Source organism: Shewanella sp. A22 (assembly GCF_053850585.1).
In genome coordinates this window covers 43472-69939 of the sequence record NZ_JBSQBN010000005.1, presented here as the reverse complement: position 1 = coordinate 69939, position 26468 = coordinate 43472, and the positions used below count along the sequence as shown (strand labels likewise).

Here is a 26468-nt window from a genome sequence, read left to right as displayed (position 1 = left end):
GCTAGTTTATTAATGGCTTACCATGTATATTGGGTCAGTTAAATAGCTTTTCAAGAGACCGTTTTAGTAATGTAGCTATTTCAAACGATCGAATCTTTTTTTGCAACCCCTACAGGTATGCTTGTGCTATGAGCCAGACACATTTATCGACCCAGAAATTCGCCGACTTCCCTTTAAAGCCCGAAATACTCGCGGCATTAAATGAAAACGGCTTTGAGTTTTGCACGCCAATTCAGGCGTTATCGTTACCGATTTTACTTAATTCAAAAGATATCGCCGGACAAGCCCAAACCGGTACAGGTAAAACCATGGCCTTTTTAGTGGCCACGTTTAACCACTTACTTAATGTTGCAGCACCAGAGGGCCGCAAAGCAACTGAACCTCGCGCTATTATTATGGCGCCCACACGTGAATTAGCAATCCAAATTGCTAAAGATGCCAAACTGTTAGCGGCACACACCGGATTAAAAGTCGGTATTGTTTACGGCGGTGAGAGCTATGAAACTCAACGCGCTGTATTAGACCAAGGTGTCGATATTCTCATTGGCACCACGGGACGTATTATTGATTATGTGCGTCAAGGCGTGATTAGTTTAAGCCATATTCAAGCTGTAGTGCTTGATGAAGCTGACCGTATGTTTGACCTTGGATTTATTAAGGATATTCGCTTTTTGTTCCGCAGAATGCCTGATGCTAAGTCTCGTTTGAATATGCTTTTTTCTGCCACACTTTCAATGAAAGTGCAGGAATTAGCTTATGATCATATGAACGACCCTGAAAAAGTTGAAATCGAACCGTTAGAAAAAACCTCTAAAAACATCAAAGAGGAAATTTTCTACCCGTCGATGGAAGACAAAATGCGTCTATTATTGAGCTTAATTGAAGAAGATTGGCCCGATAAAGCGATTGTGTTTTCGAACACAAAACACAGTTGTGAAAAACTGTGGTCTTATTTAGAAGGAGATGGACACCGTGTTGGTTTGTTAACCGGCGATGTACCGCAAAAGAAGCGTATTCGCATTCTGGAGCAGTTTACCTCTGGTGATCTAGACGTTTTGGTGGCCACAGATGTTGCCGCTAGAGGGTTACATATTTCCGATGTTTCACATGTATATAACTATGATTTGCCTGATGATTGCGAAGATTATGTCCACCGTATTGGCCGAACAGGTCGTGCTGGGCAAAAAGGTGTTTCAGTGAGTTTTGCTTGTGAAGAATATGCATTGAATTTACCGGATATTGAAACGTATATTAATCATTCAATTCCAGTATCTAATTATGATCGTGATGCTCTACTCGATGATATCCCGCCACCGGCCCGGATTCATCGTAAGCCTCCATCATCTCGTACTCGCGATGGTGGTAAAGGAGCGCATCGTAGTGGTGGAAATACTTCGCGCCCGCCACGTCATAGGACCCGTAGACCATAGTCCATGCCATTGCTAACAGTATCTCAACCCTATGCAGCGATAACGTTAGGTTCTAACAGTTTTAATATGTTGGTAGCCAATTCGGTTGGTAATAAACCGATTGTTATCGCTAAATATAAGCGTAAAGTTCGCTTGGCCGAAGGTATCGGTGACGATGGCATGTTGTCTGAACAAGTGATGCAGCGTGGTTTGGCGTGTTTAGCCATGTTTGCCGACATGCTGGCACAGCATCATATTGACAGTGCTAATGTAGCTGTATTTGCTACAGCAACGTTGCGTATTATTCGTAATGCCGATGAATTTCACTTACGTGCGATGCCAATATTGCAGCATCAAATTGAGGTCATTTCGGGATTACGGGAAGCTGAGCTAATTTATCAAGGAATGGTTGCCACGACAAAAGGTGATGGACGCCGTTTAGTGATTGATATTGGCGGCGCCAGCACTGAGTTTATTATTGGTGATGGCAGTCAGATGCTGTTTAAAATCAGCCTGCCAATGGGGTGTGTGTTATTTAATCAACAATTTTTTTGCAAAGCACCATTACAGAGCATCGACTTTGAACAGGCTGTGGATTACGTTAATACGATTTTGGCAGAACATCGCCCTCAATTGCTCGACTTAGGTTGGCAAAGTGTCGTGGGCGCTTCTGGTGCAGTGCAATCGGTGGTGTCTGTATTACAACACAGGCAACGGTCTGAAGTGATTACCCTTAATATTTTGTATGCTTTCCGGGATGAAATATTATCGCAGGCGGATGCCAAACTTAGTGGGATTGATGGCTTACATACTGAACAAGCGCCCACATTTTCTGCGGGAGTCGCAATATTAATTGCGTTGTTTGAAAGTTTGTCGATAAGCCATTTACATCTTGCTGGTGGGGCTCTTCGAGAAGGGGTGCTACAATTGTTAGCCGATCGCATAGCGGCTAAAGTATCAATGTAGCCGCTGAAATATTCGATAATAAAAAAGGTCGCTTCGCGACCTTTTTTATTATGATTAATATCTTACTGTTTCAAATAGCTACTTTAATATTTCAACTAAATCAGCTTCTAATGTTGCGGTAGGACGCTCAACAATTCGGCCTAATTCATGACCTTGTTGTTTAACAATAAACGTTGGAATACGGCTAAAAGCGTATTTCGCTGCGAGCCCATCAGGGTCTTGTTTGTTACGATCGACACCAATGTACTCAATTTGAATATTTGGGTTAGCAGCTGCTTCAATAATGCGCATAAAACGTGGTGTTTCACGGTGACAATCTGGGCACCACGTACCAATAATCACGACTATTTGAGTCGGTTCTTTTATTCCTTTAAGCACATTAATGGCTTGAGTATCAACTTGGTAGCTAGCGAAACCTTCGGCATAGCCTGGTAATTCGGTAGTCAGGGTTTGTGGTTGGATTACGCCGGTTAAAATCACTTCTTGTTCCTCTTTGCCACATGTTGCAATAAAGCCTTCTTGATCTTTTTCAAAGGCACAACCTGAGTTTGCCGATACCGTCATGGGTAACATTTGGGTGGAAAAAAAGAGAGCGGTAGTGGCTAATAATATTCTAACGTTATTGTGCATTATTATGTCTCGCTTAAGTAGTGAATACTGCAACAAACATTCAAACATGCTTAATCAATACTGTTAAGTGGTGATCATCTACTATGTTGGATTGATCACTATTTTAGTTAGGTATAATTCTACTAAGTTATACCCATTTCAATCGTTATTGGGCCATTCAACCGGAGTACTTCGCCTTCTAGGAAAGTCGTGTAGGTGTAGTCTATTATACCAATCCCATTAAATATCTGGTCAGTTCAGAGTCTCTCAGGTTTTTCAATTCAAGGCACATTGATGTAGAAATGGTTGTTCCCTTTTAAATCGATGAAACACAGAAGTGGAATACCTGAGAGACTCCATTCTGGCGGGTTTCAAAGTCCTTTATGCTTCGTTAGATGCTTTCAAAATACGACTGCATGGATGCAGGAGGTAGAGTAACGCAGGAGCTTGTTACCGAGAATCACTATTCGCTTCAATCATCTGCCTTGCCTACAGCACTTTGAACTCCCGCTGAAAGATCACATATTTAATAGGATTGGTATTATATCAAAGTCATTTGAAGCAGTAATGGGGGGCACACAGCCTCGAAGGGCGAATTTATCAGCGTGGTCTGTACGACTGCATGGATGCAGGAGGTAGAGCAACGCAGGAGCAGTTGCCGAGAACGACTATGTTTTCAAAAGGCTGCCTCGAATACCTCACTGATAATTTTCGCTAAAAGAGCAAGTTTTAATGCGGATTGGTATTATTTTTTATGGAATAAAATAGACAATGCAGTTGTGCATCAAAATCATATTAATCAGCATGAAGGCACAGAAACCCGCTCTTGGGAATGACTCAGGTGACTTATATAATGAATGGAAGTGATATTACATTATAAAATAAAAAGCCAATCAGAAATTGATTGGCTTAATAATGAGTTAATGACTTCTGTTTATTTATTTTGCTCTTTGAGCCATTGAGCAGCACGTTTAGCAAAGTAAGTTAGGATCCCGTCAGCTCCTGCTCGCTTAAAGCAAAGTAGCGACTCCATAACGATGGCTTTTTCTGCTAACCAACCATTTTGAATGGCTGCCATGTGCATGGCGTATTCGCCACTCACCTGATAAGCAAAAGTCGGTACTGCCAATTCTGTTTTAACACGGTAGACTATGTCTAAATAAGGCATGCCTGGCTTAACCATGACCATATCGGCACCTTCTTGAATGTCTAATGCCACTTCATGCAATGCTTCATCGCTATTCGCCGGATCCATCTGGTAGCTGTGCTTATTGCCACCTTTTAAATTACTGGCTGATCCGACTGCGTCACGAAATGGGCCATAATAGCTTGATGAATATTTCGCTGAATAAGCCATTATTTGGGTATTAACAAAGCCCTTGTTTTCCAGTGTTTGACGAATGGCACCAATACGACCGTCCATCATATCTGATGGTGCGACAATGTCTGCACCCGCTTCTGCGTGCGATAGAGCCTGTTTAACTAATATTTCTGAAGTGATGTCATTGATAATATAGCCTGTGTCATCGATGATACCGTCTTGGCCGTGAGTAGTATACGGATCTAAAGCGACATCAGTCATAATACCGAGTTGTGGAAATGCTTGTTTTAACTCGCGTACGGCCCGTTGCACCAAACCGTCTGGGTTATAAGACTCTTCAGCTAATAAGCTTTTTTTATCTGCTGGTGTGACGGGGAATAACGCGATAAGTGGAATGCCGAGTTCGACAAGTTCAGCGGCTTCTTTTAATAAAAGATCAATTGAAAAGCGTTCAATACCAGGCATTGAGGCGACTTTTTCTGAGCGTTGAAAACCTTCTAACACAAACATAGGGTAAATAAGGTCGTTAACCGTTAACGTATTTTCAGACATTAAACGACGACTAAATTCATGTTTACGCATGCGGCGCATTCTGCGCTGTGGGAAAGCACTGGTAATAATATTCAATTTCGACTCCTGGTTTAGGTCTGGTCTGTTTCGAGCTGATAGTAGCAAACTTTATTTCGTCCGCTGCGCTTGGCTTGATACAGGGCTTTATCTGCTTGTTCTAGTAATAACATTGGATGTTCATCACTGTCGATAATCGTCGTGCTAACACCAATACTGATCGTTAGTGGTATGGTGTTTTCGTTGTGGACAATGTTGAGTTCGCTGATTGCTAGCCGAATTTGCTCAGCAACTTTGAGAGCGCCTTCTTTTTCTGTGCAAGGCAAAATAATAGCAAACTCTTCACCGCCAAAACGTGATACGAGATCTGTTGGGCGCTTTAAGTATTCACTTAGCGTTTTGGCAATCGTTTGTATTGTGTAGTCGCCACAGAGATGACCATATTGATCATTAATATTTTTAAACTTATCAATATCTATCATTAACAAAGACATCGGTGTTTGTTGACGTCGACTAATGCGCCCTTCTGCAATTAAGCGGCGATCGAAAGCACTGCGATTCTTGACGCCGGTAAGGCTGTCAATGGTGTTTTGTTCAGTCAGCTTTTGGTTAACTTCATTGAGCTCTCGTAATGTCACTTCTAATTCGAGAGTGCGTTCTTGGACCATTTTTTCAAGTTTTTCACTATTTTCAGCTTCATTTCGCAAGGACTCCTCACGTGTTTCACGTAGTCGTTGTGCTTGTTCTAATGCTTGTTGTTGGATAATTAGTTTGGCTTTACGCTCGTCGTTATAACGTAATGCCAGTACGGCAGCCATAGTGAGCACTTCAAATGTAAGCCCTAACATAACAGGAAATTGAGGTGAAAAACTTGGGTTGATGACGCCAATGTAAATAAGCCCTGTGATAATACAACCAAGCATTAACCCAAAACGCCCGATGGCATATAAAGGTGCGTTGCGTTGACCACCAAACGCTTGGATTAAGGAAAAAGCCATTAAGATACTGCTAATGGTCAGTACGACAAAGGCTAAGGTATACAGTGCCATACTGTAGCTAATAAACGGTATTATGGTAGTCAAACCAAAACAAAGAACCGCCATAACACGACAGATCCGAAGCATTTTTAAGTTATGGTATTTGAGTTGTAATACTTTTTCGGTAAACATCAATGAAAATCCCAGAGTCAATGGGATGAGAATGAGAAAAATATATTGCTGTATAATTGGCCATTGAGGCCACAAATAGCGAAAAGATACACCATATACCGTGGCGGTTAATAAGGTTAGCCCTAATACATAACCACTGTAATAACTGTAGCTGAATGATCCTGATGCGAGCGCGATAAATAAACTGAATAAACAGATGGCAAGCAATAAACCAATTTGCATCCCATTAAACAAGTTTTTAGTTTCGGTGATTTGAGTGAGATCATTTGATGACCACAATACCAAGGGTAAGCTAGTACTGCCTTTAGTGTCTATTTTGATATAAAAGGTATGGGTATCACCAGGTTCAAAACTGACAGGGTACAAAAATATATTACTTTGTAATGGACGTTGTTTAAAGGGCAAGCTGTCGCCCATGGATTCGGTACCCATTAGTTGACCATTAATTAGGTGATATATTTTGACGCTGTCGAGTAATGGATTATCTAAGGCAATAATACGTGATATGTGGTCATTGGGGTTATATATACTAAAGCTCATCCAATAGTTTTTAACACCTATTTTATAGGGTTGTTCTGAATTGAGTTTTTTCCAAGTATTTTCTGGCTGTTGTAATAACTCGTTTAGATTACCAATATCATTCCGTTGATTGGTATACACCCAGCTTTGTAAATCAATTTTTGTGATGGAATCTGATGTTAATCTCAGTGGCATGGGGGTGTGGATAGTCGCCATGCTGCTGTTGCTGATAAAAAGTAACATTAACCCCAGTATTACGCGAACGTTATAGAGACTACACCACTGTGAACGGTATGCTTTTATCGTTTTCATGAGTGCTTACTCATGTTGGCAGATGTGGGTAATTGGAAAAATTCACAGCTGTTTTGGTAGCATACTTGTGCCAATGATAATGGTGATTGTTGGCGGAGGGTTGCCATTTGTTCAACAATATAGGGTAAATACTGAGGTAAGTTTTTACTCGATTTGGGTTTAGGCCGCATACTACGTGGTAATAAGTAAGGACTGTCTGTTTCTGCCATTATTCGTTCATTGGGAATTAACGGTACAAGTTGCGCTAATTCCTGTCCTCGTCGCTCGTCGCAAATCCATCCCGTAATACCGATATATAAATCCGCTGCTAAGCATTCAAGGAGCTCATCTTTATTACCGGTAAAACAATGTAATAAAGCATTAGGGAGTTGAGGTCTATACTCTTTAACGATGGCAATAAAGTCACTATGTGCTTCACGACAATGCATTAGTACTGGCATATTGAGCTCACTTGCTAGCGCTAATTGGGCCGCAAAAGCTTTTCGTTGGGCCGAACGTGGTGAAAAATCACGGTTGTAATCAAGTCCGCACTCGCCAATAGCAACAACTGTTTCTTGCTGAGCAAGTTGTAATAAGCGCGCTTTACTATGTTGGTTCCATGATGATGCTTGGTGGGGATGAACACCTGCCGTACTGTATAATTTTTGCGGATATTGTTGGCAAATGGCAATAGCGTCGGCGCTTTCATCTAAATCGCTGCCAATAACAATTAACGGCGAAACAAAGTGTGTCGCCGCGTCATTGATAATGTTGTCAATATCGTGCTTAAGTCTTTCACTAAGCAGATTGACTGCAATGTCGATGTATTGAGTCATTTGGGAAAGTATAGTATTACTTTAATCGTTTAACTCGAGTTGTAGCATTGCGATCATCGCTACCTAAAAAGAATGAACTCAACGCCCCTGCTTGAATAAAAATACGCTGACCTTTTTTGAGTCGGTAATTATCTGGGTTACTTTGTTTCCAAACTTGACCATTATTGAGGGTGATGACTAATTCGCCGTAGGGGCCTTTTTTGACTTTAGAGACTTCAAAATAAAGTTTCTCTATTTGTTTCTCTGTTTTTTTGGTTAGGCCAAAAGCACTAACTTTATCGACTTGAGCTGTGACTACTGGTGTGGGGGTGACTGATGTAGGCACTTGCGTTGGTACATTTGTTGGGACAGCAAGTGGCTCATTTGTCGTAACTATCGTACTGGGTTTAGCATTGGCTGCTAATTGGTCATAACAGGCTAAGCGTTCGAGTTTATCGGTTTTTATTGCACATACAGACAGTTGTTGAGCAAGATTTGTCTCGGCATATGCATTGGCCGACATCAATATGATGCCCGCCGAAATTAAACGTAAACGCATTGATCCTTCCTCTTATTATTGTGTCTAGCTATATGGCCTATAAGGCCATTTAAATTTAGCTATCTGCTTGCTCGCTCTCTGGCTCGCTCTCGGATTCATCTTCTTTTTTACTGTAAAAGCGTGCGGCGATGAGTCCACCCTCAAACAATAACAGCATTGGAACCGCTAGCATAGTCTGAGAGATAATATCAGGAGGCGTTAAAAACATGCCAATGACAAATGCACCAACCACAATGTAAGGACGTTTTTTACGTAATTCATCAGGTGTTGTTGCACCAGCCCAACAAAGTAAAACCACGGCCACAGGGATTTCAAAAGCTAAACCAAAAGCAAAAAACAGTTTTAAAATAAAACTTAAATAACTGCTGATATCAGTAGCAACTTGTACACCTTCTGGAACTACGCTGGTAAAAAAACCAAATACAACAGGGAAAACAATATAGTAAGCAAAAGCTATTCCAAGATAAAACAACAGAGTACTGCTTGTTAATAAAGGAACAACTAAGCGTTTTTCATGTTTGTATAACCCCGGTGCGACAAAAGACCATACTTGGTAAAGCACATAGGGAATAGCAATGAAAAAAGCTAACACCAATGTTAATTTGAACGGTGCAAAAAAGGGTGCAGCTACATCTGTTGCAATCATGCTGCCAGTTGCTGGAAGCGAGCGCATTAAAGGTAAAGCGATGTAGTGATAAATATCATTAGCCCAATACACAATAGCAATGAATACGAGTAACACACTGCCTATGGCTTTAAGCAGTTTATTACGTAATTCAAGCAAATGGCTAATAAGCGGTTGCTGTTGCGACATGGATTATCCGTTAGATTTAGGGTTTGAGCTGCTTTCGCTGGTCGTTTCTGGCGACTTAGCGTCCGCTACCGGGGCCGACGAGGTGTCTGGTGATTTAGTTGGCGTCGCAGGTGAGCTGTCTTCAACTTTATAAGGTCGATTCACTGACTCAGCGGCTTGCTTTAATTGGTCAATTGACTCTTGTAGCTCAGGTGACAAATTGCCTAAACCTTTGCTTTCTGCCTTTTTTAAATCAGCATGCAATTGATCAATCTTAAGTTCTTGTTCTAGTTCATCTTTGACAGAGTTCGCCATGCGCTTAAGTGCGCGGATCCAACCTGTAATTGAACGTACTGCAACCGGAAGTCTTTCGGGGCCAAGTACCACAAGCCCCAAAATACCGATCAGCAACAGCTCCATAAAGCCGATACCGTCAAACATAATAAATTACGCCTGTTTATCTTTAGATTCAGGTTGCGTTTCAGCAGCCTGTTGCGAAGTCGCAGCTGTTTTGTCTTGTTCTTCTATAGACTTACTTTCTTCTACAGATTTACTTTCTTCTTCTGGAGACATGGCGTTTTTAAAGCCTTTTACTGCCCCGCCTAAATCACCACCCAAAGAACGTAATTTTTTAGTACCAAATAATAGAATGACAATTAACGCTACAATTAAAAGCTGCCAAATACTGATGCCGCCCATGAAGATTATCCTCTTTATATAAAAATTGGTTTTTGTAAAAAGTTATTTAAAAATCCACAATACCATCTAATTCTTTAAGTATTATGAACGTCTAATAAATTAGTGCTAGCTAAAATTTACGATTCTTTGGCCTAGATCGCCATCCTATCGCCCAAAATAATATTCCAGCACCAATGCAGGTGTACGCTGGCCATAGTGTAACTATTTGAGCAAACAAAATTGTGCCACAGATCAATAATACAGCAGAAGTGATCAGTAGATAATTACTCTTGTGTGCTTTTTGTTGATAGCGCAAGTATGTATCTAACATCTGTTGTTGGGTACCCAGTAATTTACGACCCAATTTTAAGTTGTCGTAAATCAACTCAGGAAATTCAGGGAGTTTATCTGCCCAAAATGGAGCATTGGATTTTACTTTGTTGAACATGGCTTTAGGACCAACTTGTTCCGACATCCAATTTTCAAGGAAAGGTTTAGCGGTTTGCCACAAATCTAATTGTGGATACAGCTGACGGCCTAATCCTTCTATATAAAGCAAGGTTTTCTCTAGTAATACCAGTTGTGGCTGCACCACAATATCAAAATGCCGCGCTGTTCTGAATAATTCTAGTAGTACATGACCAAACGATATTTCATCGAGAGGCTTATTAAACATGGGTTCACACACAACCTTAACGGCTTGCTCAAAGGCGATTATGTCGGTGCGTTCTGAAACCCAGCCTGACTCAATGTATAGCTGTGCAATACGATGATAGTCACGATTAAAAAAGGCCAGAAAATTTTCTGCAAGATAGCGTTTATCAACCTCAGTTAGCGTACCCATAATGCCGCAGTCTAGGCCAATATAGAATGGATCATCCGGATGTTCGCGGCTGATGAAAATGTTACCTGGGTGCATATCGGCATGGAAAAAATTATCGCGAAACACTTGGGTGAAAAATAATTCAACGCCTCGCTCAGCCAGCAGTTTAAAATTGGTGCCTTGGGCTCGTAATGCTTCAGTGTCCGATACTGGAATGCCGTAAATACGCTCCATCACCATTAAACGTTGGTAACTGTGTTCTTCGTAGACATAAGGGACGTATAAGGCGTTTGAATCTATAAAGTTGTTACGTAGTTTTACCGCATTTAGGGCTTCAAGTTTAAGGTTAAGTTCGCCCAAAATTGTTGTTTGATAATCTTCAATCACCTCTGCCGGCCGTAAGCGATTACCTTCACCTAATAAGGTTTCCAGTATATTGGCGGTTTGGGTCATTAGCTGTAAGTCTGCTAAAATTTGTTGTTCAACATTGGGGCGTAATACTTTTAGTACCACGGCTTTACCATCCGATTTTAAGGTGGCGGTATGCACTTGCGAGATCGATGCTGATGCTAATGGTGTGTCGTCGAAGTTATCAAAATAGGTTTCTATTGATGCGCCTAATTCTACTTCAATTGCATTGCGCGCTAGGGTGGAGTCAAACGGTGGCACTCTGTCTTGCAGCATAGCAAGCTGATAGGCCCACTCATCGTCGAGTAAATCACGGCGTGTTGATAACATTTGCCCTAACTTAATGTATACCGGCCCTAAATCTTGCATGGCCAGCTTTAAGCGTTCTGCTGGAGATTTCTGTTTATGCTTATTGCGGATCCAAAACAAGCTGATACGTAGAATTGAAAAATACCAGGGCTTTTTATGTCGCGGAATTAAGTCATCTAAGCCGAAATGTAGAAGGGTTTTAATGACATGGTAACCACGCCTGATACTTGCAAATGTCATTGGGTTATTTGCTCTCTTAATTTGGCTATCTGGGCTTCGACACGTTCGGTTTGGCTAACCAGTTCATCCAGATTATCACGAAAATGTAACCATTCAATTTTATGTGGTGCTAGACGATATTCTTCGGTTGTGAGTTGGCTAATATGCGAGCGTGTTTTTTGCATGACTTGTTTTACATCATGGCTAAATTGTTTTGCCGTTGTGACGAGTTTATGTGTTGGAGCATCACCGATGTAACGCGATAATGGTTCGGCGAAATCAAAATGAATGTGTTGTAAGTAATGACTCAAAGTTTGCAATAACTGAATATCACCCTCAAGGCTGAGCTTATCTTGTTTGATAAGTTCTGTTAAATTAGCGCCTTCAGTGAGCTGATATAAAGTCGAAAGGTCTGCCCGCACCGTTACAGCCACTTCGGCATCATAATTACTGAGTACTTGAATTTGTTTGGCAAATACTAAATAGATGGGCCAGCTTAGCTGGCTCAATTGGATACAAAAAACTTTGCCATGTAATGACTTCAGGCGTGCATAGTCATCTTTCGCTTGCGCAGGCAGCTGTTTAAAAGCCGTTTCAATTGCTGCACAGGTTAATAAGGCAAAGTGATTGGGTAGCATTAGAACTTATAACCTCTGTGCAATGCGACAACACCGTCGGTCATGTTGGTGTAGTCAACTTGTTCAAACCCAGCATCTACCATCATTTGCTTGAGTGTTTCTTGGTCTGGATGCATCCGAATTGATTCCGCAAGGTATTCGTAGCTGTCGGCATCTTTGGTGATCAGTTCGCCCATTTTAGGCAACACTTTGAAACTGTACATGTCGTAAACTTTACGCATTAACTCATGTTTTGGCGTTGAAAATTCGAGCACTAATAACTTTCCGCCCGGCTTTAACACTCGTTGCATTGAGCGTAACGCGGCATCTTTGTCAGTGACATTACGTAGACCAAAAGCGATGGTGATAATGTCGAAGTGGTTGTCTGGAAAGGGCAATGCTTCTGCGTTAGCTTGAACGTAGCTGACGTTATTGACGATACCTTTGTCACGTAGTTTCGTTCGGCCTACCTTGAGCATTGAATCATTAATGTCAGCAAGTACAACTTGACCACGTTCACCGACTAAATGAGAAAATTTAGCGGTTAAATCACCTGTTCCACCGGCTAAGTCTAATACTTTCATGCCAGGGCGAGCCGCTGCAACTTCAATGGTGTGACGCTTCCAAAAACGATGAATACCAAAAGACATCACATCATTCATAATGTCGTATTTTGCGGCGACGGAATGAAACACATCAGCAACTAAGTCTGCTTTTTTATCTGCTTCGACAGTTTTATATCCAAAATGAGTGTTTTTTGGTTCGCCTTCAGACATCTGTATATTCCTATAATGTGCGATAATTAACAGCAAGTGTATGCCATTGCGAATGATTGCTGAAATACTGTGGTGCGAGAGTGTGACAACAATCAATTAGTTGTCTTGCTTGCATCGGGAGACATTTCACACCACGTTAAGCAGAGCAATAAGCTTCGCGTTGATGAGCCCTAATTAATATAAGCTATTAAGGCTAAAAATTTGCCCTGCATTAGAGCATAAAATTAGCGTTTAATGAATAGCTGCCGCCGATTCTAATTCAGGCAGGTTAATCGCCCCTGTATATAAGCATAAATTAACTCACTTAGACCTTGGCCCACATCGCGAGACCCCGCTTCTATGCCAACGTGATGGCAAGCTGGTGCAGCTTCGGCAAAGTGAGCGTAATAGCATCGACAATGCTTAGCAATATAATGCACATAATAGCAGGCATCGAGTAGTGGTATGCCTGCAAATGTTGCTGCACTGCTGGGCATATTACTAATAGCATCAACATCGAGCTCTAATGCCACAGGAAGCTGGGTTTGATTAAGCGCTTTAGCAATTTGTGTTAATGCGGTATCGAGCGATACTTCACGACGTACCCAAATTTGTTGCAAACTGTGCCATGTTGCACCAAACAGGCTAAGTTGCTCTAAGGTGGTTTCGCTGTTTTTTAATTCATGCAATCCTAATATGTGATAGTAGTCGAGTGCGCCACTTGCGGCGGCATAACTAAACCCATTCCCGCTGTGTCGGCCCTCTCTTGGTCTAAAGTCACTGTGTGGATCGAGGTTAACCGCTGCAACAGGCAATGCTGTTTTGGCTTTGGTCGCCATCAATAGACCGTAAGCATTATTGTGGCCACCACCTATTACAATTGGTTCTAACCCTGCTTGCATTATTTCACTTGCGGCTGCGATGACGACATCATCTAGCTGCGCCGTTGCTTGTCGTAATTGGTCAATGCTGGCAGTGGTTGATAGTGAATTGTCGAGGCTGATTTGACCCAAAATGGCACATTCGTTCCCATTAAAAAATCGATTGGATTGTAGATTGAGCAATTGTTTCATGCTAGCAATAAAGGTTCCATCGGCACCGCCTCGCCCTAAGTTAGCCCGTGGACCGATATCTTCGGCAATAGCAATAATGGCAAACTGTGCCCCAGCTGATTTAGCTTGTTGGGCATTTTGTGCCAATGACTGCTGGGCTGAGGCCAAATAAACCTGTTGTCCTATTTTAGTTTCGTTGGGACGTAAGATTAATAATGCATCGCAGTGCTGTTGAGTAAATGGGCTATACATGATGGAACTCCAAATGACGGCCATAAAAAAACCAGCATAGCTGGTTTTTAAAAGGATAATCTGTCAGCCGTTAAAACATGACCTTGGCTACAGTATTATTCTATGTCTAAAGGTTCAGGCGAAAGAATAACACCAGTGTTATCAGCATAAATATGATCGCCTGGTAAGAAAGTCACACCGCCAAAGTTCACGGGGATTTCTATTTCACCAATACCATTACCTTCAGCACCGACAGGGATAGAAGCCAATGCTTGAATACCTATGTCCAGTTCTTCAAGGGCGTCAACATCGCGCACTGAACCATAAATGAGAATACCTTCCCAATTATTGGCAACTGCAATTTCAGCAATTCTGGCATCTAGTAGGGCACGTCTTAATGAACCGCCACCATCGACCAATAGTACTTTACCTTCACCGTCTTCTTCTAAGGCATCAGCAATCAAGCCATTGTCTTCAAAACACTTAATGGTACTGATTGAGCCACCGAAGGAGCTGCAACCACCGTAGTTACTGAACATTGGTTCGACGACATCGACTACATCTATATACATGTCGCAGAGTTCTGAGGTGTTGTATTCCATATTTCACTCCTGTTAGACAGCAAGGGTAAATTGCTGGGTAAAGCAAAGTTAAATGAATTATATGAGCTTTTGATGAAAATAAAAGACTTATCAATCATTGGATTGTTATAAATCAACTTATGGTGTTACTAATAATGAATGCTGCATTGACCTGATTTGAGAACAAGGGTCAGAATTGGAAGTAATTTTCTTTCAAATTGAACGTATTAGTCGATATATGTTGATTTGGGTCATCCTAATACGTTTTTTAATTACATTTTGGCTCAACATTTTGTTAGCATATTACTAAGTTTTTTAATGTTAGTTTAAATTTAATGCTAGCTTTAGGGGCACGGATCCCCCGTTACGCTTACGGAAGGCAGAGAGCCTGAAACAGAGGTTCTTATGGAAAATATCAATATTATTGAAATCTTAGGTTATGCTGCATCAGTTATGGTTGCCATTTCACTGATGATGAAAGACATCGTTTTATTAAGATGGTTAAACTTTACCGGCTGTGCTTTTTTCGTCGCCTATGGATATTCAATCGAAGCGTGGCCTGTTGCAGGCATGAATGCCTTTGTCGCCTGTATCAACATTTATCACCTTATTAAAATTTACCGTAATAAAAGTGCACAGCCACAAACCGCTTAATCGGCGGGTGTGAGTTTAGTTAATTTACGATACTCTCGATTAAAAATATCCCTTCATATTATGGTATGGAGGGATATTTTTTTGTCTTTAGATTGTAGATCACTTTACCCTGAGAACTCACTACTCTTATAAAATAAGCTGTTGATTATTGTCATTGGTGCTTGTTCATTGCAAGTATGCTGAATGCTGTATCGCTGTCATAAAACTTTAGGCTAACTGTCACCTCGCGTTCATTCCTGCTCTCTATTATTTAAGTTGTTAACAAATAGATAACCTTGTTCGGGTAAATGAGTTCCCCCGACGTTTGGCATGGAGTCAAGCATGAAGATGAGTATTGGCCAGTTAGATAGATATGTGTTTTATTGGATTGTGCAATTTAGCCGTAACAATAGTCTATGCCAGGCCGCTAAACGTGTATCGGCCACTGGCGATGGTCATTATTATGTCTATTTCTCGGTTGCATTATTGTTCTTTCACTCCAACGGTCAGCACTTTTTTAATTTAGTACTGGGCGGCTTTGTTGTTGAGTTTCCATTGTACTTATTGCTCAAAAATAGTATTCGCCGTCACCGTCCTTGCCATGCCTTGGTGGGATTCGATTCAAGCTTTGAGCCGTCAGATAAATTCAGTTTACCGTCAGGGCATACCGCTGGTGCCTTTGTATTTGCCTGCGTGATAAATGTGGTGTTTCCAACGTTAGCGCCAATTGCATTTGCTTGGGCTTGTTTTATTGGTGTATCGCGCATTGCTCTTGGGGTGCATTATCCTTTGGACATTATCGCTGGATCTGGGTTGGGTATAGGATCTGTATTACTGGTTGAACAACTGATGTGATGATATTGCATGCTGTGGTCGCTTATGTGTAGTCATATGTTTAGCGTATTTCATTGTTAATAATTTAGCTGTTGAGGAATGTAAAACAATATGAAAATTTTGTACGGAGTTCAGGGTACTGGTAATGGTCATATTAGCCGTGCTCGCGTGATGTCTAAAGCACTAGAACAACAAAATATAGACGTGGATTTCTTATTTTCAGGTCGTGCACCACAACATTATTTCGATATGGACTGTTTTGGCGATTATCAAACTCACAATGGCATGACATTTGTTACAGAAAATGGTCGTGTTAATATTGCCAAAACGGCCCAATGTAATTTTTCTACTGCCATTTTATCTGAAATCAAGCATTTAGATTTAACGGGTTATGATTTAGTACTAAACGACTTTGAACCCGTTAGTGCTTGGGCTGCTAAGCAACAAAATGTGCCGTCAATTGCCATTAGTCATCAAGCGGCATTACAGCATCCAGTCCCTAAGCAAGGCAATAATTGGTTTAACGAATTTTTGCTTAATAACTTTGCTCCAGTCGACATAGCTTTGGGTTGCCACTGGCACCATTTTGGCTTTCCAATATTGCCTCCTTTTGTTGAGGTATCGCCTAACAACGGTAACCACAGTCATCAAATTTTAGTGTATTTACCCTTTGAAGATGCCGACCATATTGCTGCATTTTTGGCACCGTTTGAACGGTATAATTTTTTCGTTTACCACAGTACGAAACCGTTGAAAAAATTGGCAAACCATATTCATTGGCATGGTTTTAACCGTGAAGGCTTTAAAGTGCATATGGCGCAATGTGGTGGTGTGGTCGGCAATGCGGGTTTTGAGTTGGCGAGTGAGGCGATGACCTTGGGGAAAAAACTATTGGTCAAACCGTTGCAGGGGCAGTTTGAACAATCGGCAAATGTTGCAGCATTACAATTGCTTGCTGCCGCAGAAAGTATGCAGACATTAGACACAGCAGTACTTAAGCGTTGGTTGAAAAGTCCCTCACCGAAACCTATTGCTTATCCACAAGTGGGGGATGCATTAGTGGATTGGTTAAAAAACGGCGACTGGCATCAACCGCAAGTATTATGTGAACATTTATGGTCGCAAGTTGATTTGCCTGAAAATTGGCATAAACGCCAATGATGTTTTAAGCCATTAATGTATTATATTAATAGCACGGCATAACATCGGACTTGTTAATCATTGTTCGCCATTTAAGATTGGCCTTGATAAAGGATCTCAAGCAGCTGGTCCTCTAACTCAAAACGTGATTCCATCGCTTGCGCTAAATGAGATAAATCATTATCGAGTTGATACAGTACTTGTTCATCTGCCGCATCGGTATATTTATCATTAAAGTCTAATGCTAGATCTGTACTTTCACTAATAAGTGGCAATAACGTATTTGTTGTTTCAATACTTGACTCGCCAAACTTCTCGCACGCTTTGATCACATTGTTATATACCTCAAAGTGACCTTCTGAGACGTAGTCAACTAACTGAGCGCAAAATTGTTTCACTTCATCTATGCTCGGAAGTGATTTTTCACTACGAGAATACGGTGCTAATCCGGCAACGATAAAATATTGGATCAGTAATTTCCGGCGGTGATTAAGCCATTGGTCGATTAAATTATTAGCTCCGCCCCAACGCTTTTCTGCTTTTTCTAGTTTTGTTAGCATGTGTTTTCTCTAATTGGCAGCATTTATGTAACAACTAATGTATTTGACAAAGTATATTACGATCAACTGTTTTATTTTTATTTAATGATGGACCAACCAGCTTTAGGTGAAAATGGTAAAACACGCAAGAATAAATCATAAAAAACCCCGTGATGAACTTGTCATCACGGGGTAACTAAGTTTTCAAAGGCTCGATGTGTCGGGCTTCTTGATTGTTCTTGCTAGCGCACACTTTTTATACCAAACCACTTAACTTGACGCAACGTTTAATACGAGAATTTGCGATTTACCCAACAGTGGTGTTTGTTTTGTGAGCAACGGGGTGAAGATGTTAAAAAAATTGCTATTAGATTTAGGAATAGCTCACATAAATTCTGCATGAGTGGTTACATTAATCGCGTAAGTGCTAAACTAGCGCCAGCAGAAATCATAACAGTCTAGGAAGAAAGCCCACATGGCAGAATTAAAAAATGATCGTTATTTACGTGCGTTGTTGAAGCAGCCAGTTGATGTCACTCCAGTATGGATGATGCGTCAAGCAGGCCGTTATTTACCAGAATACAAAGCAACTCGTGCTCAGGCTGGTGACTTTATGTCGTTATGTCGTAATGCCGAATTAGCTTGCGAAGTGACATTACAACCATTACGTCGTTATGATTTAGATGCTGCGATTTTATTCTCAGATATTCTGACCGTGCCAGATGCAATGGGCCTTGGTTTGTATTTCGAAGCTGGTGAAGGTCCTCGTTTCGAGCGTCCAACTGACACCATCGACGCAATTAAAAAGTTATCTATTCCTGATCCAGAAGACGAATTAGGCTATGTAATGCGTGCTGTGAGCACCATTCGCCGCGAACTAAATGGCGAAGTGCCATTAATCGGTTTTTCTGGTTCACCTTGGACATTAGCCACTTATATGGTTGAAGGCGGTTCAAGTAAAACTTTCGAAAAAATTAAGCGTATGGCGTATGCAGAACCAGCTGCATTGCACATGCTATTAGACAAGTTAGCTGACTCAGTAGTGTTATATCTTAATGCTCAAGTGGCTAACGGAGCGCAATCGTTAATGATATTTGATTCATGGGGCGGTGCGTTATCGCATCACGCTTATCGTGAATTTTCATTACGTTACATGCAAAAAATTGTTGATGGTTTAACTCGATTTGCCGATGGCCGTAAAGTGCCGGTTACCTTGTTCACTAAAGGTGGCGGATTATGGTTAGAGTCTATGGCAGAAACGGGTTGTGATGCATTAGGTTTAGATTGGACTGTTGATATTGGTGATGCTCGTCGTCGCGTAGGTCATAAAGTGGCGCTGCAAGGCAACATGGACCCATCAATGTTGTATGCATCGCCTGAGCGTATCCATCAAGAAGTGGATCAAATTCTAGCAAGTTATGGTGAAGGTACTGGCCATGTATTTAACTTAGGCCATGGTATTCATCAACATGTTGATCCTGAGCATGCCGGTGCATTTATCAATTCTGTGCATGAGTTGTCAGGTAAATACCACAAGTAATTAGTAGTATTTGCTAAAAGAAAGCGAGCCTTCGGGTTCGCTTTTTTGTTTCTGTTTTTTCTGTTTTTTCTGTTTTTTCTGTTGTTTCTGTTTTCGTCATTTGACCAATACTCGTAAACAGGAATCTTTTTTATGATCTTCCACCATAGCAGATTAAGATCGTAAGGCTCCTCCCACATTAGCTAAAAGGGGATAAACAGTCATCCACGCCTTACTGTTTATAACCTCATTAGACTCAGCCGTTCCGGCAACATTTTTCTAAGTCATCGTTATATTCACAGACACATTCACAGTTACAGTCATAATCAAAATGAAATATTCTCCATGGCGATTGAGTTTGTTTTTTTAACTAGCCATTTCATCTTTTACTTAATTGATAAAGCCTTTCTACTGTGTGGAACCGGCCTAATGCTTACGACTAAATATCGAACAAAGATTAATTATTTAAAGCAATTTTTTTGCTGTTTTTTTAGTCATAAAGGCATATTGTTAACTTAATAGAAAGACACTATGTCAACTAGCCAAAGAATGGATGGCATAGGTGGAATATTTGCTAAATATAGTCCTGATGGCTGTCTAGCAACTAGTTTAAATCGGCTGCGAGAACCAGCTAATTTCCCTGCACGATAAATCACTAATGTGATTGAAATAAGTATTCAGAATGGGGTAAAAACATGAATAACCAAAACTGGCAAAATCAAAAAAATTCTAAAGTGTACATTATTGGTAGCGGCATTTCGGGGCTCGCGAGTGCGGTGTATTTAGAAAAAGATGCAGGCATTGCTGGCGAGAATATTCATATTTTAGAAAAAGACTCCATTGCTGGTGGCGCTACAGATGGTGCTGGCGATCCTGAACACGGATATGTCGTTCGTGGTGGTAGAATGCACGAAATGCATTATGAGTGCTATTGGGAACTGCTTTCGCATATCCCTTCACTGGAAGACCCAAATGTTTCAGTAAGAGATGAATCGTATGAGTTTAATCAACGGTTTGTGTCAAATGGACAAGCCCGTTTATTAAAACAAGGCAAAAAATTGGATGTGTCATCATATGGATTATCCTTTGAACAACAAATGGATTTTATCAAGTTGACCTATGTTTCAGAAAACTCCTTAGGAGATAAACGAATAGAAGATTGGTTTGATCAAAGCTTCTTCGATACTACATTTTGGTTTATCTGGTCTTCCATGTTTGCATTCCAAAAATGGAGCAGTCTTGCTGAAATGAGGCGTTATATGAAACGCTTCATGCACCTTGTGGATGGCTTGCCACGTTTGGGTGGGGTCATGCGGACTAAATATAACCAATATGATTCAGTGGTAAGGCCCATGAAAATGTACCTCGAAGCAAAAGGAGTAAAATTTGAAATGGGCAAAGAGGTCGTAGATATTGATTTCGACTTATCTGCAGATAAAAAAACGGCTACGATGCTTCATTTTAAAGACAATACTGAAATTGTTCTTGGAGAAAATGATTTTGTGTTTTTCACCAATGGGTCAATAACAGAAAGTACCGATAATGGCAGCTGGGATGCTCCCGCAAAATTGAAGGGCGTGGAAGAGTCTGGTTCTTGGATGTTGTGGAAAAAAATAGCCAAAAAAGATCCATCTTTTGGTAATCCAAGCCCATTTTGCGACAACATTGATTTGCAAAAATGGTACTCATTTACGGCAACAATGAAAGACAGCACCTTTCTCGATTACATGGAGAACTTCTCGGGTAATGTAGATGGAACTGGCGGACTTGTCACCATGACTGATTCTAACTGGCTGATGTCAATTGTAATAGCACGCCAGCCTCACTTTCCAAACCAACCTGATGATGTGAAGATTTTTTGGGGCTATGGACTCTATCCTGATAGAAAAGGCAATTATATTAATAAAACAATGGCGGAGTGTACTGGCGCAGAAATGTTAGAAGAGCTTTATTATCATTTGAATATTCAAGAGTTGATGAAGCCAGTAACAAACGCCGGAAAGGTAAATTGTATCCCTGTTGCTATGCCGTTTGTTGATAGTTTGTTTATGCCGAGAAATGTGGGTGACAGACCAGATGTGATACCCAAAGAGGCTACAAACTTTGCCTTTTTAGGCCAATTTACAGAAGCCCCTAAAGATTGTGTTTTTACCGTTGAATATTCAGTCAGAACTGCTCAAATGGCAGTTTATGGCTTGTTTGATACCGTTAAGGAGGTGCATCCAATGTACGAATCGACTCATAATCCAAAATATCTACTTGAGGCACTTAAAGCCATTAGTCGATGATCAAATACGATAGCGAGAAAAATGAGCCGCATCGTTGAAATACCATACGATGCAAGATAGCTCAATGCGGCGCTAGTTTTTAGTCATAATCATAAACCACAAAATGGAGGTTTATATGAAATGTAATATCGGTAAAACAGATCGGATAATAAGGGTCATACTCGGAGTATGTGTTATTGCAGTTGGCGTTTACTATCAGTCATGGTGGGGTGCGGTAGGGATTATTCCAATTTTTACGGCAGCAATTGGATGGTGTCCTGCTTATGTACCTTTTGGTATATCAAGTTGTAAAACCGAGAAATAATCCTGTTTAGTTAGATGCTCGAGTGGGACGTTTAGCCACAATATTGTGGCTGCGCCCCCACATTAACATTCGATGTATAGCGTTATATTGTAGATTTTTATCAGTAGGTTATGTTGTACATAATAAGTTTGCAGAGTGATACCTATCAATTATTCACATACTGATGACCATCTTCTAAACCAAGCATTAGACTAAGTGTTCATTTTTAGCCATTCTACAATCTTGTTAACCATTTCAAGTATAGGAGCCCAGATGTGGGATCAAAGGTATAACGAAGACGGGTTTGTGTATGGAACCGAGCCTAATGATTTCTTAAAATCTGAGTATTGCCGAATACCAAAGGGTGGTCGAGTACTTTGTTTGGCGGAAGGTGAAGGTAGAAATGCAGTTTTTTTGGCTAAACAAGGATACATAGTTACCGCTGTCGATCAATCTGCTGTGGGTCTTAAAAAGGCAGAAAGCCTAGCCGCTAAATGTGGCGTAGAAATATCAACAGTTGTAGCGGACTTGAGTCACTATGACGTAGGTTTGAATGTCTGGGATGGCATAGTATCAATATCTGCACATGTTCCTCCTTTATTGCGTAAATCTCTCCATCGACAAGCTGTTAGTGCGCTTAAAAATAACGGCGTATTTATTTTAGAAGCATTTACTGAACGTCATATTCATATGGCAGGAGTCGGCGGGCCACCCACCAGCGTCTAACAAAGAATTATTTATGTCTTTGGAAGAATTGGAAACTGAGCTTAAAGGGTTAGAGTTTGTTATTGGTAATGAAGTAGAAAGACATATTTCTGAAGGAAAATATCATCAAGGAGACAGTGCCGTTGTGCAAATAGTTGGATACAAAACGGCTTAAGATTTTTCGATGTTGCGGAAGTTGTAAACGGCTGAATGGATTGATATGTGGACCATGTTGCTTAAAAGTATTTTTTTACAGTACACTTTTTATGTATATGGCCTGCGGCCACTAACGTCGTGGCGCTTCGCCCACACCAGACCAAGAGGAAATCAACGGCTGTTCCCTCTTCACTCTTTTTAAAAGAATTAGCCCAGCCGTCACATCAAAATTATCTGAGAAGCGATAATTTCGCGACGTGGTTGAATCCAGCTTTTAACTTCGTCTGTGTGTTCTTCGGCCCATCTTATTAGTAAAGAGTGAAAATGCTAACGCTTCAGATTGGGCCTCTAAAGCTAGCTTGCTCTGATAGGCAGGATGCCTGAATGCCTTGTAGTACATGGTCAATGATGTTCCCGACATCATAATGACATTTCCAATATCCATATAGGTTATATGTGCGAGAAAGGCCATAGCCAGCTCACGCATTCTTTTATAAAGAGTCTTCAACGGCCTCAAGTTCAGAGTTGAATTTAGGCATTTAAAAGCTAAGAACAACTCGTTTTTGGACAGAAAATTTTTAGAAAAAAGGCTCTAAAGGTAGGTCTTGGGATTAATAGATGTATGGAATTCAAGTAACGTTTACACTGACCCCACTAAATTCCAGAAAAGTTGCCAGATAACAATCACATCAAACAGCGCGTATTCTCGAACTGTTATTTACATAATAAAGAGTCATATCTCAGGTGTTCGGGCTTGTTCAGCACTTGGGATAAGGACGCGGCTTCGCGCGGCCTATCCTTATTTGTTATGTGACGATTACTACCAAGCTACAATAATAACTCCAATACTTACAGCGACAATAACACTTAAGTGAAACTTTTTTATTTGAGTATGTGGTATTGGATCTATTGAATCCACCTCTAAGTGAGCCTTGTTAGCACAAGATTTAGCAATTGTAGCGAATTGTTCCAGTTGTTTTTGACCAGCAATAAGTGCCTGATGATTCCCAACACAAAAAACTAGATAAGCAGCTATAATTGCTAAAGATTCTACGAAAGAGTCAGGCGGTATTTTGCCACCTATAGCAAAACCGCACATTGCCAATGTAACTATACTAAAGTACCCCCAAAGCTTATCAACTTGAGTATATTGTGTTTGATATATATTTATAGCTTCAAATGCTACTTTCAATTCACACATTAGGTTTCCTAGTCACATAACGAGCCTGTAGAATTACTCGTTTTAAAATTTATTTTAATTAATGAATAAACAATATCTGAGTTTATATTTTGATTCAATTATTTAGTAATGTGTAGATTATTATTTAACATGCAGTTTTGTTGGTTTTTTAGTGCGCTTTAGGGGTAGGGTAATTGAGGCGGGTTTGAAGTGTTTTTTGAGGTAAAAAGGGCTTACCCCTTCTTAGTGCATCGCGTGTTGCAGCTTTTCTATATTATGAACAAGACAGTACAGTTGCCACTGGGCATTAATTTTGGTTTGGCCGCGTAAGGTCAATTTATTCATCCCTTTGTTGACCGTAATATTGCCAAACACAGGTTCGATACAGCCCAGTCGCTTGCTATACTGCCGTCGCCCCATTGGGCTGTCTATTTTCACTTTCATCTTGTCGGTGTAACTCAGTTTTTTCCGTGAGTCATCATTTTTAAATTGCACTTGCCGACCCGTTTTGATTGGCGGTTTTCGCATGCATTGCTGTTGCAACGGACAAGTTTTACAATCTTTTAAATAACCACAGAATCGAGTGTATTCTTGGTTATAGCTTTTGACATTGATGCCGCTTCGCCACATCTCATTGCCTGCAGGACATCGGCAGGTTTGTGTTGATTTATCATAATGAAAGTCATCAGAGGTAAACAATCGTGGCTTGCCATTACGTCGTTTTAATCTGCGCTTTTCTTGCTCGGTTTCGTAAGTTTCACTCTCTTTAAACAACGGGTTGCATTTTCTAAATTGATTATCGGCTATGTAGGTATCAAAGCCACTTTGTGCCATAAATGCCAGATTAGCTTCGCTGTTGAATCCACTGTCTGCGGTGAATTTTATGGTGTGTTCGCTTGAGGATTTATCGGTATTGAGTTTATCGAGTTGTTGTTTTAATTGTGTGACTGCTGGCTGAAGCGTTTGTTGTTCACCAACACTGCCCCACGTTTGTGCTTGTAAGATAATTTGATGTTTATCATCGTTTATCGCAATACCATTGTAGCCTTGAATGGTGCCTTTGGATGTGGTCATCTTTGCGCTGTCAGGGTCGGTGATATTGCTTTTCACAGGCTTGCCTTGGCTGCCTACCTTTTCTTGGTGTGTCGCAAGGAATGCCGTGATTTTATCCGCACTTTTATCTAACTTTTCTTTTTGTGTTAAGTCTTGTGTAACTAACTCTTCACTTAGGCCATCTTGGGCTTGATGACGCTCAATAATGCGTTTGCTTGCCCGTTCTAATTTTGTTTTTTTACGACCAAGTTCATCGAAGGTACCGCTCCATTCTTTGCTCGCATTTGACTTTAACTTACACCCATCGATGGCAAACATGTTGCGGCCAATGAGCCCTTCTTCATCACAAATCATCAGCACTTGGGTAAACAAGGGCTCTATTTGTTCATGCATTTTAGCCACAAAACCCGCTATCGATGTGTAATGTGGCTGAACATCACCCGACACGCTCATGAACAAAATATTGTTTTCACATGCCTTAGCAATGCGTCGACTGCTAATTAACCCATGCGCATACCCGAGTAAGATAATTTTGAGCATCACTGCCGGTGAATACGCTGCCGCACCCATTTTATCATTGTGATACCAAGCATCAACCCCCGATAAATCGAGTTTATTTTCGATAATATAACAAAGGGCATACTCGAATGTGCCAGGCAAAATTTGCTCTGAAAAATTGATGGGAATGAATTTACTTTGGCAGGATAAGTCAGGCTTGTAGTTGGCCATAACAATTTACTGTAGATTAATAATATCTATTAGATCACAGACATCGACACCCTACAAGCTCAAAAAACAACCAATTTGTTTTTTAGTAAATAGACGTTAAAAACGTCTATTTTGGAGAAATTCTACAGCCTCAACGCCTTAATAACTGGCGTGTAGGTTGGTGTTATTTTTGCAGTTTTTTCTTTTGCAAAAATGATGACAACCGTAATACGTCCAGTTGATTAACTTGTGTACGCCCAGCATGAGCATGAACTAATGAGGTGAAAGTCCTCTGTAGGAAGATCACCGTTACTCTTATTAATTAGAGAATAACATATTGTTATTAAACGTTAACTACTAGCGAATGGCAAGGGCTTAATCGCAAGGTTTGGTCTGGAGGAAGCCGCTAGCCTTTTTATTGATAAAGAATGCGAGCTGATGAACAAGAACATCATATGAGGCGTAGGCTAGAGGTGAGTTGGCAGGGGCTGCCCCGCGAAGCAAGGGTACAAGACGACGAAACCACGTGATCTAATGGCCACCGTAAATGATGCAGCAGTGCAAAGAAAGTTCATGTTCTTATCTGGGGAGATCTGCTTAACACGCGATCGGTCATTAACCAGTAAGGCTCTGGTTTATAAGTGCCTTGGCTTTTCAGCATCATCGACTGAAAAGAGCGAACTAGATGGAAACCGATAGCGCATGACGGGGTAACTTGGCATGTGATTAAGCAGAAGTC

The 26468-nt window shown here is 40.8% G+C and carries 26 protein-coding genes; 10 read left to right on the top strand and 16 right to left on the bottom strand.

Annotation, left to right across the window (positions count from 1 at the left end):
* The first annotated feature begins 128 nt into the window (after window positions 1-128).
* A complete protein-coding gene (rhlB, locus tag ACWXWT_RS02175; RefSeq protein WP_456039981.1) occupies window positions 129-1430 on the top strand; it encodes an ATP-dependent RNA helicase RhlB in 1302 nt (433 codons plus the stop codon).
* A 3-nt stretch (window positions 1431-1433) separates the two neighbouring features.
* Entirely contained in the window at window positions 1434-2375 is a 942-nt protein-coding gene (locus ACWXWT_RS02170; RefSeq protein ID WP_456039980.1) for a Ppx/GppA phosphatase family protein, read from the top strand.
* 78 nt (window positions 2376-2453) lie between these two features.
* Here the strand turns inward: ACWXWT_RS02170 and ACWXWT_RS02165 are convergent, their stop codons facing one another.
* The 13 genes from ACWXWT_RS02165 to rraA form a co-directional block, all read right to left on the bottom strand.
* Window positions 2454-3005 carry a thioredoxin family protein gene (locus ACWXWT_RS02165; RefSeq protein ID WP_456039979.1) on the bottom strand — a complete coding sequence of 184 codons (552 nt, stop codon included), beginning with the start codon at window positions 3003-3005 and terminating at the stop codon, window positions 2454-2456.
* A gap of 913 nt (window positions 3006-3918) precedes the next feature.
* The gene (gene hemB / locus ACWXWT_RS02160; protein WP_456039978.1) at window positions 3919-4932 is read right to left on the bottom strand and encodes a porphobilinogen synthase; all 1014 of its coding nucleotides are present in this window, start codon (window positions 4930-4932) and stop codon (window positions 3919-3921) included.
* Between the two features lie 14 nt (window positions 4933-4946).
* Window positions 4947-6872 (bottom strand): sensor domain-containing diguanylate cyclase, encoded by a 1926-nt coding sequence (locus ACWXWT_RS02155; protein ID WP_456039977.1) that lies wholly within the window; start codon window positions 6870-6872, stop codon window positions 4947-4949.
* Window positions 6869-7687, bottom strand: a complete 819-nt coding sequence (locus ACWXWT_RS02150) for a TatD family hydrolase (RefSeq protein WP_456039976.1) — start codon at window positions 7685-7687, stop codon at window positions 6869-6871. Before ACWXWT_RS02150 ends, ACWXWT_RS02155 begins: the two co-directional genes overlap by 4 nt.
* Before the next feature lie 16 nt (window positions 7688-7703).
* Entirely contained in the window at window positions 7704-8225 is a 522-nt protein-coding gene (locus tag ACWXWT_RS02145) for a hypothetical protein (protein ID WP_456039975.1), read from the bottom strand.
* A 55-nt stretch (window positions 8226-8280) separates the two neighbouring features.
* On the bottom strand, window positions 8281-9039 hold the full coding sequence (gene tatC / locus ACWXWT_RS02140) for a twin-arginine translocase subunit TatC (protein ID WP_456039974.1): 759 nt from the start codon (window positions 9037-9039) through the stop codon (window positions 8281-8283).
* 3 nt (window positions 9040-9042) lie between these two features.
* Window positions 9043-9459, bottom strand: coding sequence for a Sec-independent protein translocase protein TatB (gene tatB, locus ACWXWT_RS02135; protein ID WP_456039973.1), 417 nt, complete (start codon window positions 9457-9459; stop codon window positions 9043-9045).
* Window positions 9460-9465: 6 nt separating this feature from the next.
* Entirely contained in the window at window positions 9466-9717 is a 252-nt protein-coding gene (tatA, locus tag ACWXWT_RS02130) for a Sec-independent protein translocase subunit TatA (protein ID WP_456039972.1), read from the bottom strand.
* A 109-nt stretch (window positions 9718-9826) separates the two neighbouring features.
* Entirely contained in the window at window positions 9827-11476 is a 1650-nt protein-coding gene (ubiB, locus tag ACWXWT_RS02125) for a ubiquinone biosynthesis regulatory protein kinase UbiB (protein ID WP_456039971.1), read from the bottom strand.
* Window positions 11473-12093 (bottom strand): ubiquinone biosynthesis accessory factor UbiJ, encoded by a 621-nt coding sequence (locus ACWXWT_RS02120; protein ID WP_456039970.1) that lies wholly within the window; start codon window positions 12091-12093, stop codon window positions 11473-11475. The genes ubiB and ACWXWT_RS02120 overlap by 4 nt, the downstream gene beginning before the upstream one ends.
* Complete coding sequence (ubiE, locus tag ACWXWT_RS02115; protein ID WP_456039969.1) at window positions 12093-12848, bottom strand: bifunctional demethylmenaquinone methyltransferase/2-methoxy-6-polyprenyl-1,4-benzoquinol methylase UbiE; 756 nt, start codon at window positions 12846-12848, stop codon at window positions 12093-12095. The genes ACWXWT_RS02120 and ubiE overlap by 1 nt, the downstream gene beginning before the upstream one ends.
* 254 nt (window positions 12849-13102) lie before the next feature.
* The gene (locus ACWXWT_RS02110; RefSeq protein ID WP_456039968.1) at window positions 13103-14131 is read right to left on the bottom strand and encodes a formimidoylglutamase; all 1029 of its coding nucleotides are present in this window, start codon (window positions 14129-14131) and stop codon (window positions 13103-13105) included.
* A gap of 95 nt (window positions 14132-14226) precedes the next feature.
* A complete protein-coding gene (rraA, locus tag ACWXWT_RS02105) occupies window positions 14227-14712 on the bottom strand; it encodes a ribonuclease E activity regulator RraA (protein WP_456039967.1) in 486 nt (161 codons plus the stop codon).
* Window positions 14713-15096: 384 nt separating this feature from the next.
* Between rraA and ACWXWT_RS02100 the strand changes: the two genes are divergently transcribed.
* From ACWXWT_RS02100 to ACWXWT_RS02090, 3 genes are all read left to right on the top strand, one after another.
* Window positions 15097-15345, top strand: a complete 249-nt coding sequence (locus ACWXWT_RS02100; protein WP_456039966.1) for a YgjV family protein — start codon at window positions 15097-15099, stop codon at window positions 15343-15345.
* A 321-nt stretch (window positions 15346-15666) separates the two neighbouring features.
* Window positions 15667-16179 carry a phosphatase PAP2 family protein gene (locus ACWXWT_RS02095; protein ID WP_456039965.1) on the top strand — a complete coding sequence of 171 codons (513 nt, stop codon included), beginning with the start codon at window positions 15667-15669 and terminating at the stop codon, window positions 16177-16179.
* A gap of 90 nt (window positions 16180-16269) precedes the next feature.
* Window positions 16270-17319 (top strand): MJ1255/VC2487 family glycosyltransferase, encoded by a 1050-nt coding sequence (locus ACWXWT_RS02090; RefSeq protein WP_456039964.1) that lies wholly within the window; start codon window positions 16270-16272, stop codon window positions 17317-17319.
* A gap of 71 nt (window positions 17320-17390) precedes the next feature.
* Here the strand turns inward: ACWXWT_RS02090 and rsd are convergent, their stop codons facing one another.
* On the bottom strand, window positions 17391-17858 hold the full coding sequence (gene rsd / locus ACWXWT_RS02085) for a sigma D regulator (protein ID WP_456039963.1): 468 nt from the start codon (window positions 17856-17858) through the stop codon (window positions 17391-17393).
* 454 nt (window positions 17859-18312) lie between these two features.
* Here rsd and hemE point away from each other — a divergent pair, with 454 nt between their 5' ends.
* From hemE to ACWXWT_RS02060, 5 genes are all read left to right on the top strand, one after another.
* Entirely contained in the window at window positions 18313-19377 is a 1065-nt protein-coding gene (hemE, locus tag ACWXWT_RS02080; protein ID WP_456039962.1) for a uroporphyrinogen decarboxylase, read from the top strand.
* A 674-nt stretch (window positions 19378-20051) separates the two neighbouring features.
* Window positions 20052-21644, top strand: a complete 1593-nt coding sequence (locus ACWXWT_RS02075) for an oleate hydratase (RefSeq protein WP_456039961.1) — start codon at window positions 20052-20054, stop codon at window positions 21642-21644.
* Window positions 21645-21759: 115 nt separating this feature from the next.
* Entirely contained in the window at window positions 21760-21948 is a 189-nt protein-coding gene (locus ACWXWT_RS02070) for a YgaP family membrane protein (RefSeq protein ID WP_456039960.1), read from the top strand.
* A 252-nt stretch (window positions 21949-22200) separates the two neighbouring features.
* Entirely contained in the window at window positions 22201-22653 is a 453-nt protein-coding gene (locus ACWXWT_RS02065) for a class I SAM-dependent methyltransferase (protein ID WP_456039959.1), read from the top strand.
* Window positions 22654-22666: 13 nt separating this feature from the next.
* Window positions 22667-22807, top strand: coding sequence for a hypothetical protein (locus ACWXWT_RS02060; protein WP_456039958.1), 141 nt, complete (start codon window positions 22667-22669; stop codon window positions 22805-22807).
* An 801-nt stretch (window positions 22808-23608) separates the two neighbouring features.
* Here ACWXWT_RS02060 and ACWXWT_RS02055 read toward each other — a convergent pair.
* Window positions 23609-23989, bottom strand: a complete 381-nt coding sequence (locus ACWXWT_RS02055; RefSeq protein WP_456039957.1) for a hypothetical protein — start codon at window positions 23987-23989, stop codon at window positions 23609-23611.
* A 222-nt stretch (window positions 23990-24211) separates the two neighbouring features.
* Window positions 24212-25750: a transposase gene (locus tag ACWXWT_RS02050; protein WP_456039956.1), complete on the bottom strand. Its 1539-nt coding sequence runs from the start codon at window positions 25748-25750 to the stop codon at window positions 24212-24214.
* Between the last annotated feature and the right edge of the window lie 718 nt (window positions 25751-26468).

Excerpts from the sequence above, each read along its gene's own strand:
- hemE (WP_456039962.1), top strand. The coding sequence starts at position 18,313 with ATGGCAGAATTAAAAAATGATCGTTATTTACGTGCGTTGTTGAAGCAG.
- tatB (WP_456039973.1), bottom strand. The coding sequence starts at position 9,459 with ATGTTTGACGGTATCGGCTTTATGGAGCTGTTGCTGATCGGTATTTTG.
- ACWXWT_RS02095 (WP_456039965.1), top strand. The coding sequence starts at position 15,667 with ATGAAGATGAGTATTGGCCAGTTAGATAGATATGTGTTTTATTGGATT.
- ACWXWT_RS02155 (WP_456039977.1), bottom strand. The coding sequence starts at position 6,872 with ATGAAAACGATAAAAGCATACCGTTCACAGTGGTGTAGTCTCTATAAC.
- ACWXWT_RS02110 (WP_456039968.1), bottom strand. The coding sequence starts at position 14,131 with ATGTATAGCCCATTTACTCAACAGCACTGCGATGCATTATTAATCTTA.
- ubiB (WP_456039971.1), bottom strand. The coding sequence starts at position 11,476 with ATGACATTTGCAAGTATCAGGCGTGGTTACCATGTCATTAAAACCCTT.
- ACWXWT_RS02165 (WP_456039979.1), bottom strand. The coding sequence starts at position 3,005 with ATGCACAATAACGTTAGAATATTATTAGCCACTACCGCTCTCTTTTTT.
- ACWXWT_RS02050 (WP_456039956.1), bottom strand. The coding sequence starts at position 25,750 with ATGGCCAACTACAAGCCTGACTTATCCTGCCAAAGTAAATTCATTCCC.
- ACWXWT_RS02055 (WP_456039957.1), bottom strand. The coding sequence starts at position 23,989 with ATGTGTGAATTGAAAGTAGCATTTGAAGCTATAAATATATATCAAACA.
- ACWXWT_RS02100 (WP_456039966.1), top strand. The coding sequence starts at position 15,097 with ATGGAAAATATCAATATTATTGAAATCTTAGGTTATGCTGCATCAGTT.
- rraA (WP_456039967.1), bottom strand. The coding sequence starts at position 14,712 with ATGGAATACAACACCTCAGAACTCTGCGACATGTATATAGATGTAGTC.
- ACWXWT_RS02060 (WP_456039958.1), top strand. The coding sequence starts at position 22,667 with ATGTCTTTGGAAGAATTGGAAACTGAGCTTAAAGGGTTAGAGTTTGTT.
- ACWXWT_RS02120 (WP_456039970.1), bottom strand. The coding sequence starts at position 12,093 with ATGCTACCCAATCACTTTGCCTTATTAACCTGTGCAGCAATTGAAACG.
- ACWXWT_RS02075 (WP_456039961.1), top strand. The coding sequence starts at position 20,052 with ATGAATAACCAAAACTGGCAAAATCAAAAAAATTCTAAAGTGTACATT.
- ACWXWT_RS02065 (WP_456039959.1), top strand. The coding sequence starts at position 22,201 with ATGTGGGATCAAAGGTATAACGAAGACGGGTTTGTGTATGGAACCGAG.
- ACWXWT_RS02150 (WP_456039976.1), bottom strand. The coding sequence starts at position 7,687 with ATGACTCAATACATCGACATTGCAGTCAATCTGCTTAGTGAAAGACTT.
- ACWXWT_RS02145 (WP_456039975.1), bottom strand. The coding sequence starts at position 8,225 with ATGCGTTTACGTTTAATTTCGGCGGGCATCATATTGATGTCGGCCAAT.
- ACWXWT_RS02070 (WP_456039960.1), top strand. The coding sequence starts at position 21,760 with ATGAAATGTAATATCGGTAAAACAGATCGGATAATAAGGGTCATACTC.
- tatC (WP_456039974.1), bottom strand. The coding sequence starts at position 9,039 with ATGTCGCAACAGCAACCGCTTATTAGCCATTTGCTTGAATTACGTAAT.
- rhlB (WP_456039981.1), top strand. The coding sequence starts at position 129 with ATGAGCCAGACACATTTATCGACCCAGAAATTCGCCGACTTCCCTTTA.
- tatA (WP_456039972.1), bottom strand. The coding sequence starts at position 9,717 with ATGGGCGGCATCAGTATTTGGCAGCTTTTAATTGTAGCGTTAATTGTC.
- ubiE (WP_456039969.1), bottom strand. The coding sequence starts at position 12,848 with ATGTCTGAAGGCGAACCAAAAAACACTCATTTTGGATATAAAACTGTC.
- ACWXWT_RS02170 (WP_456039980.1), top strand. The coding sequence starts at position 1,434 with ATGCCATTGCTAACAGTATCTCAACCCTATGCAGCGATAACGTTAGGT.
- rsd (WP_456039963.1), bottom strand. The coding sequence starts at position 17,858 with ATGCTAACAAAACTAGAAAAAGCAGAAAAGCGTTGGGGCGGAGCTAAT.
- ACWXWT_RS02090 (WP_456039964.1), top strand. The coding sequence starts at position 16,270 with ATGAAAATTTTGTACGGAGTTCAGGGTACTGGTAATGGTCATATTAGC.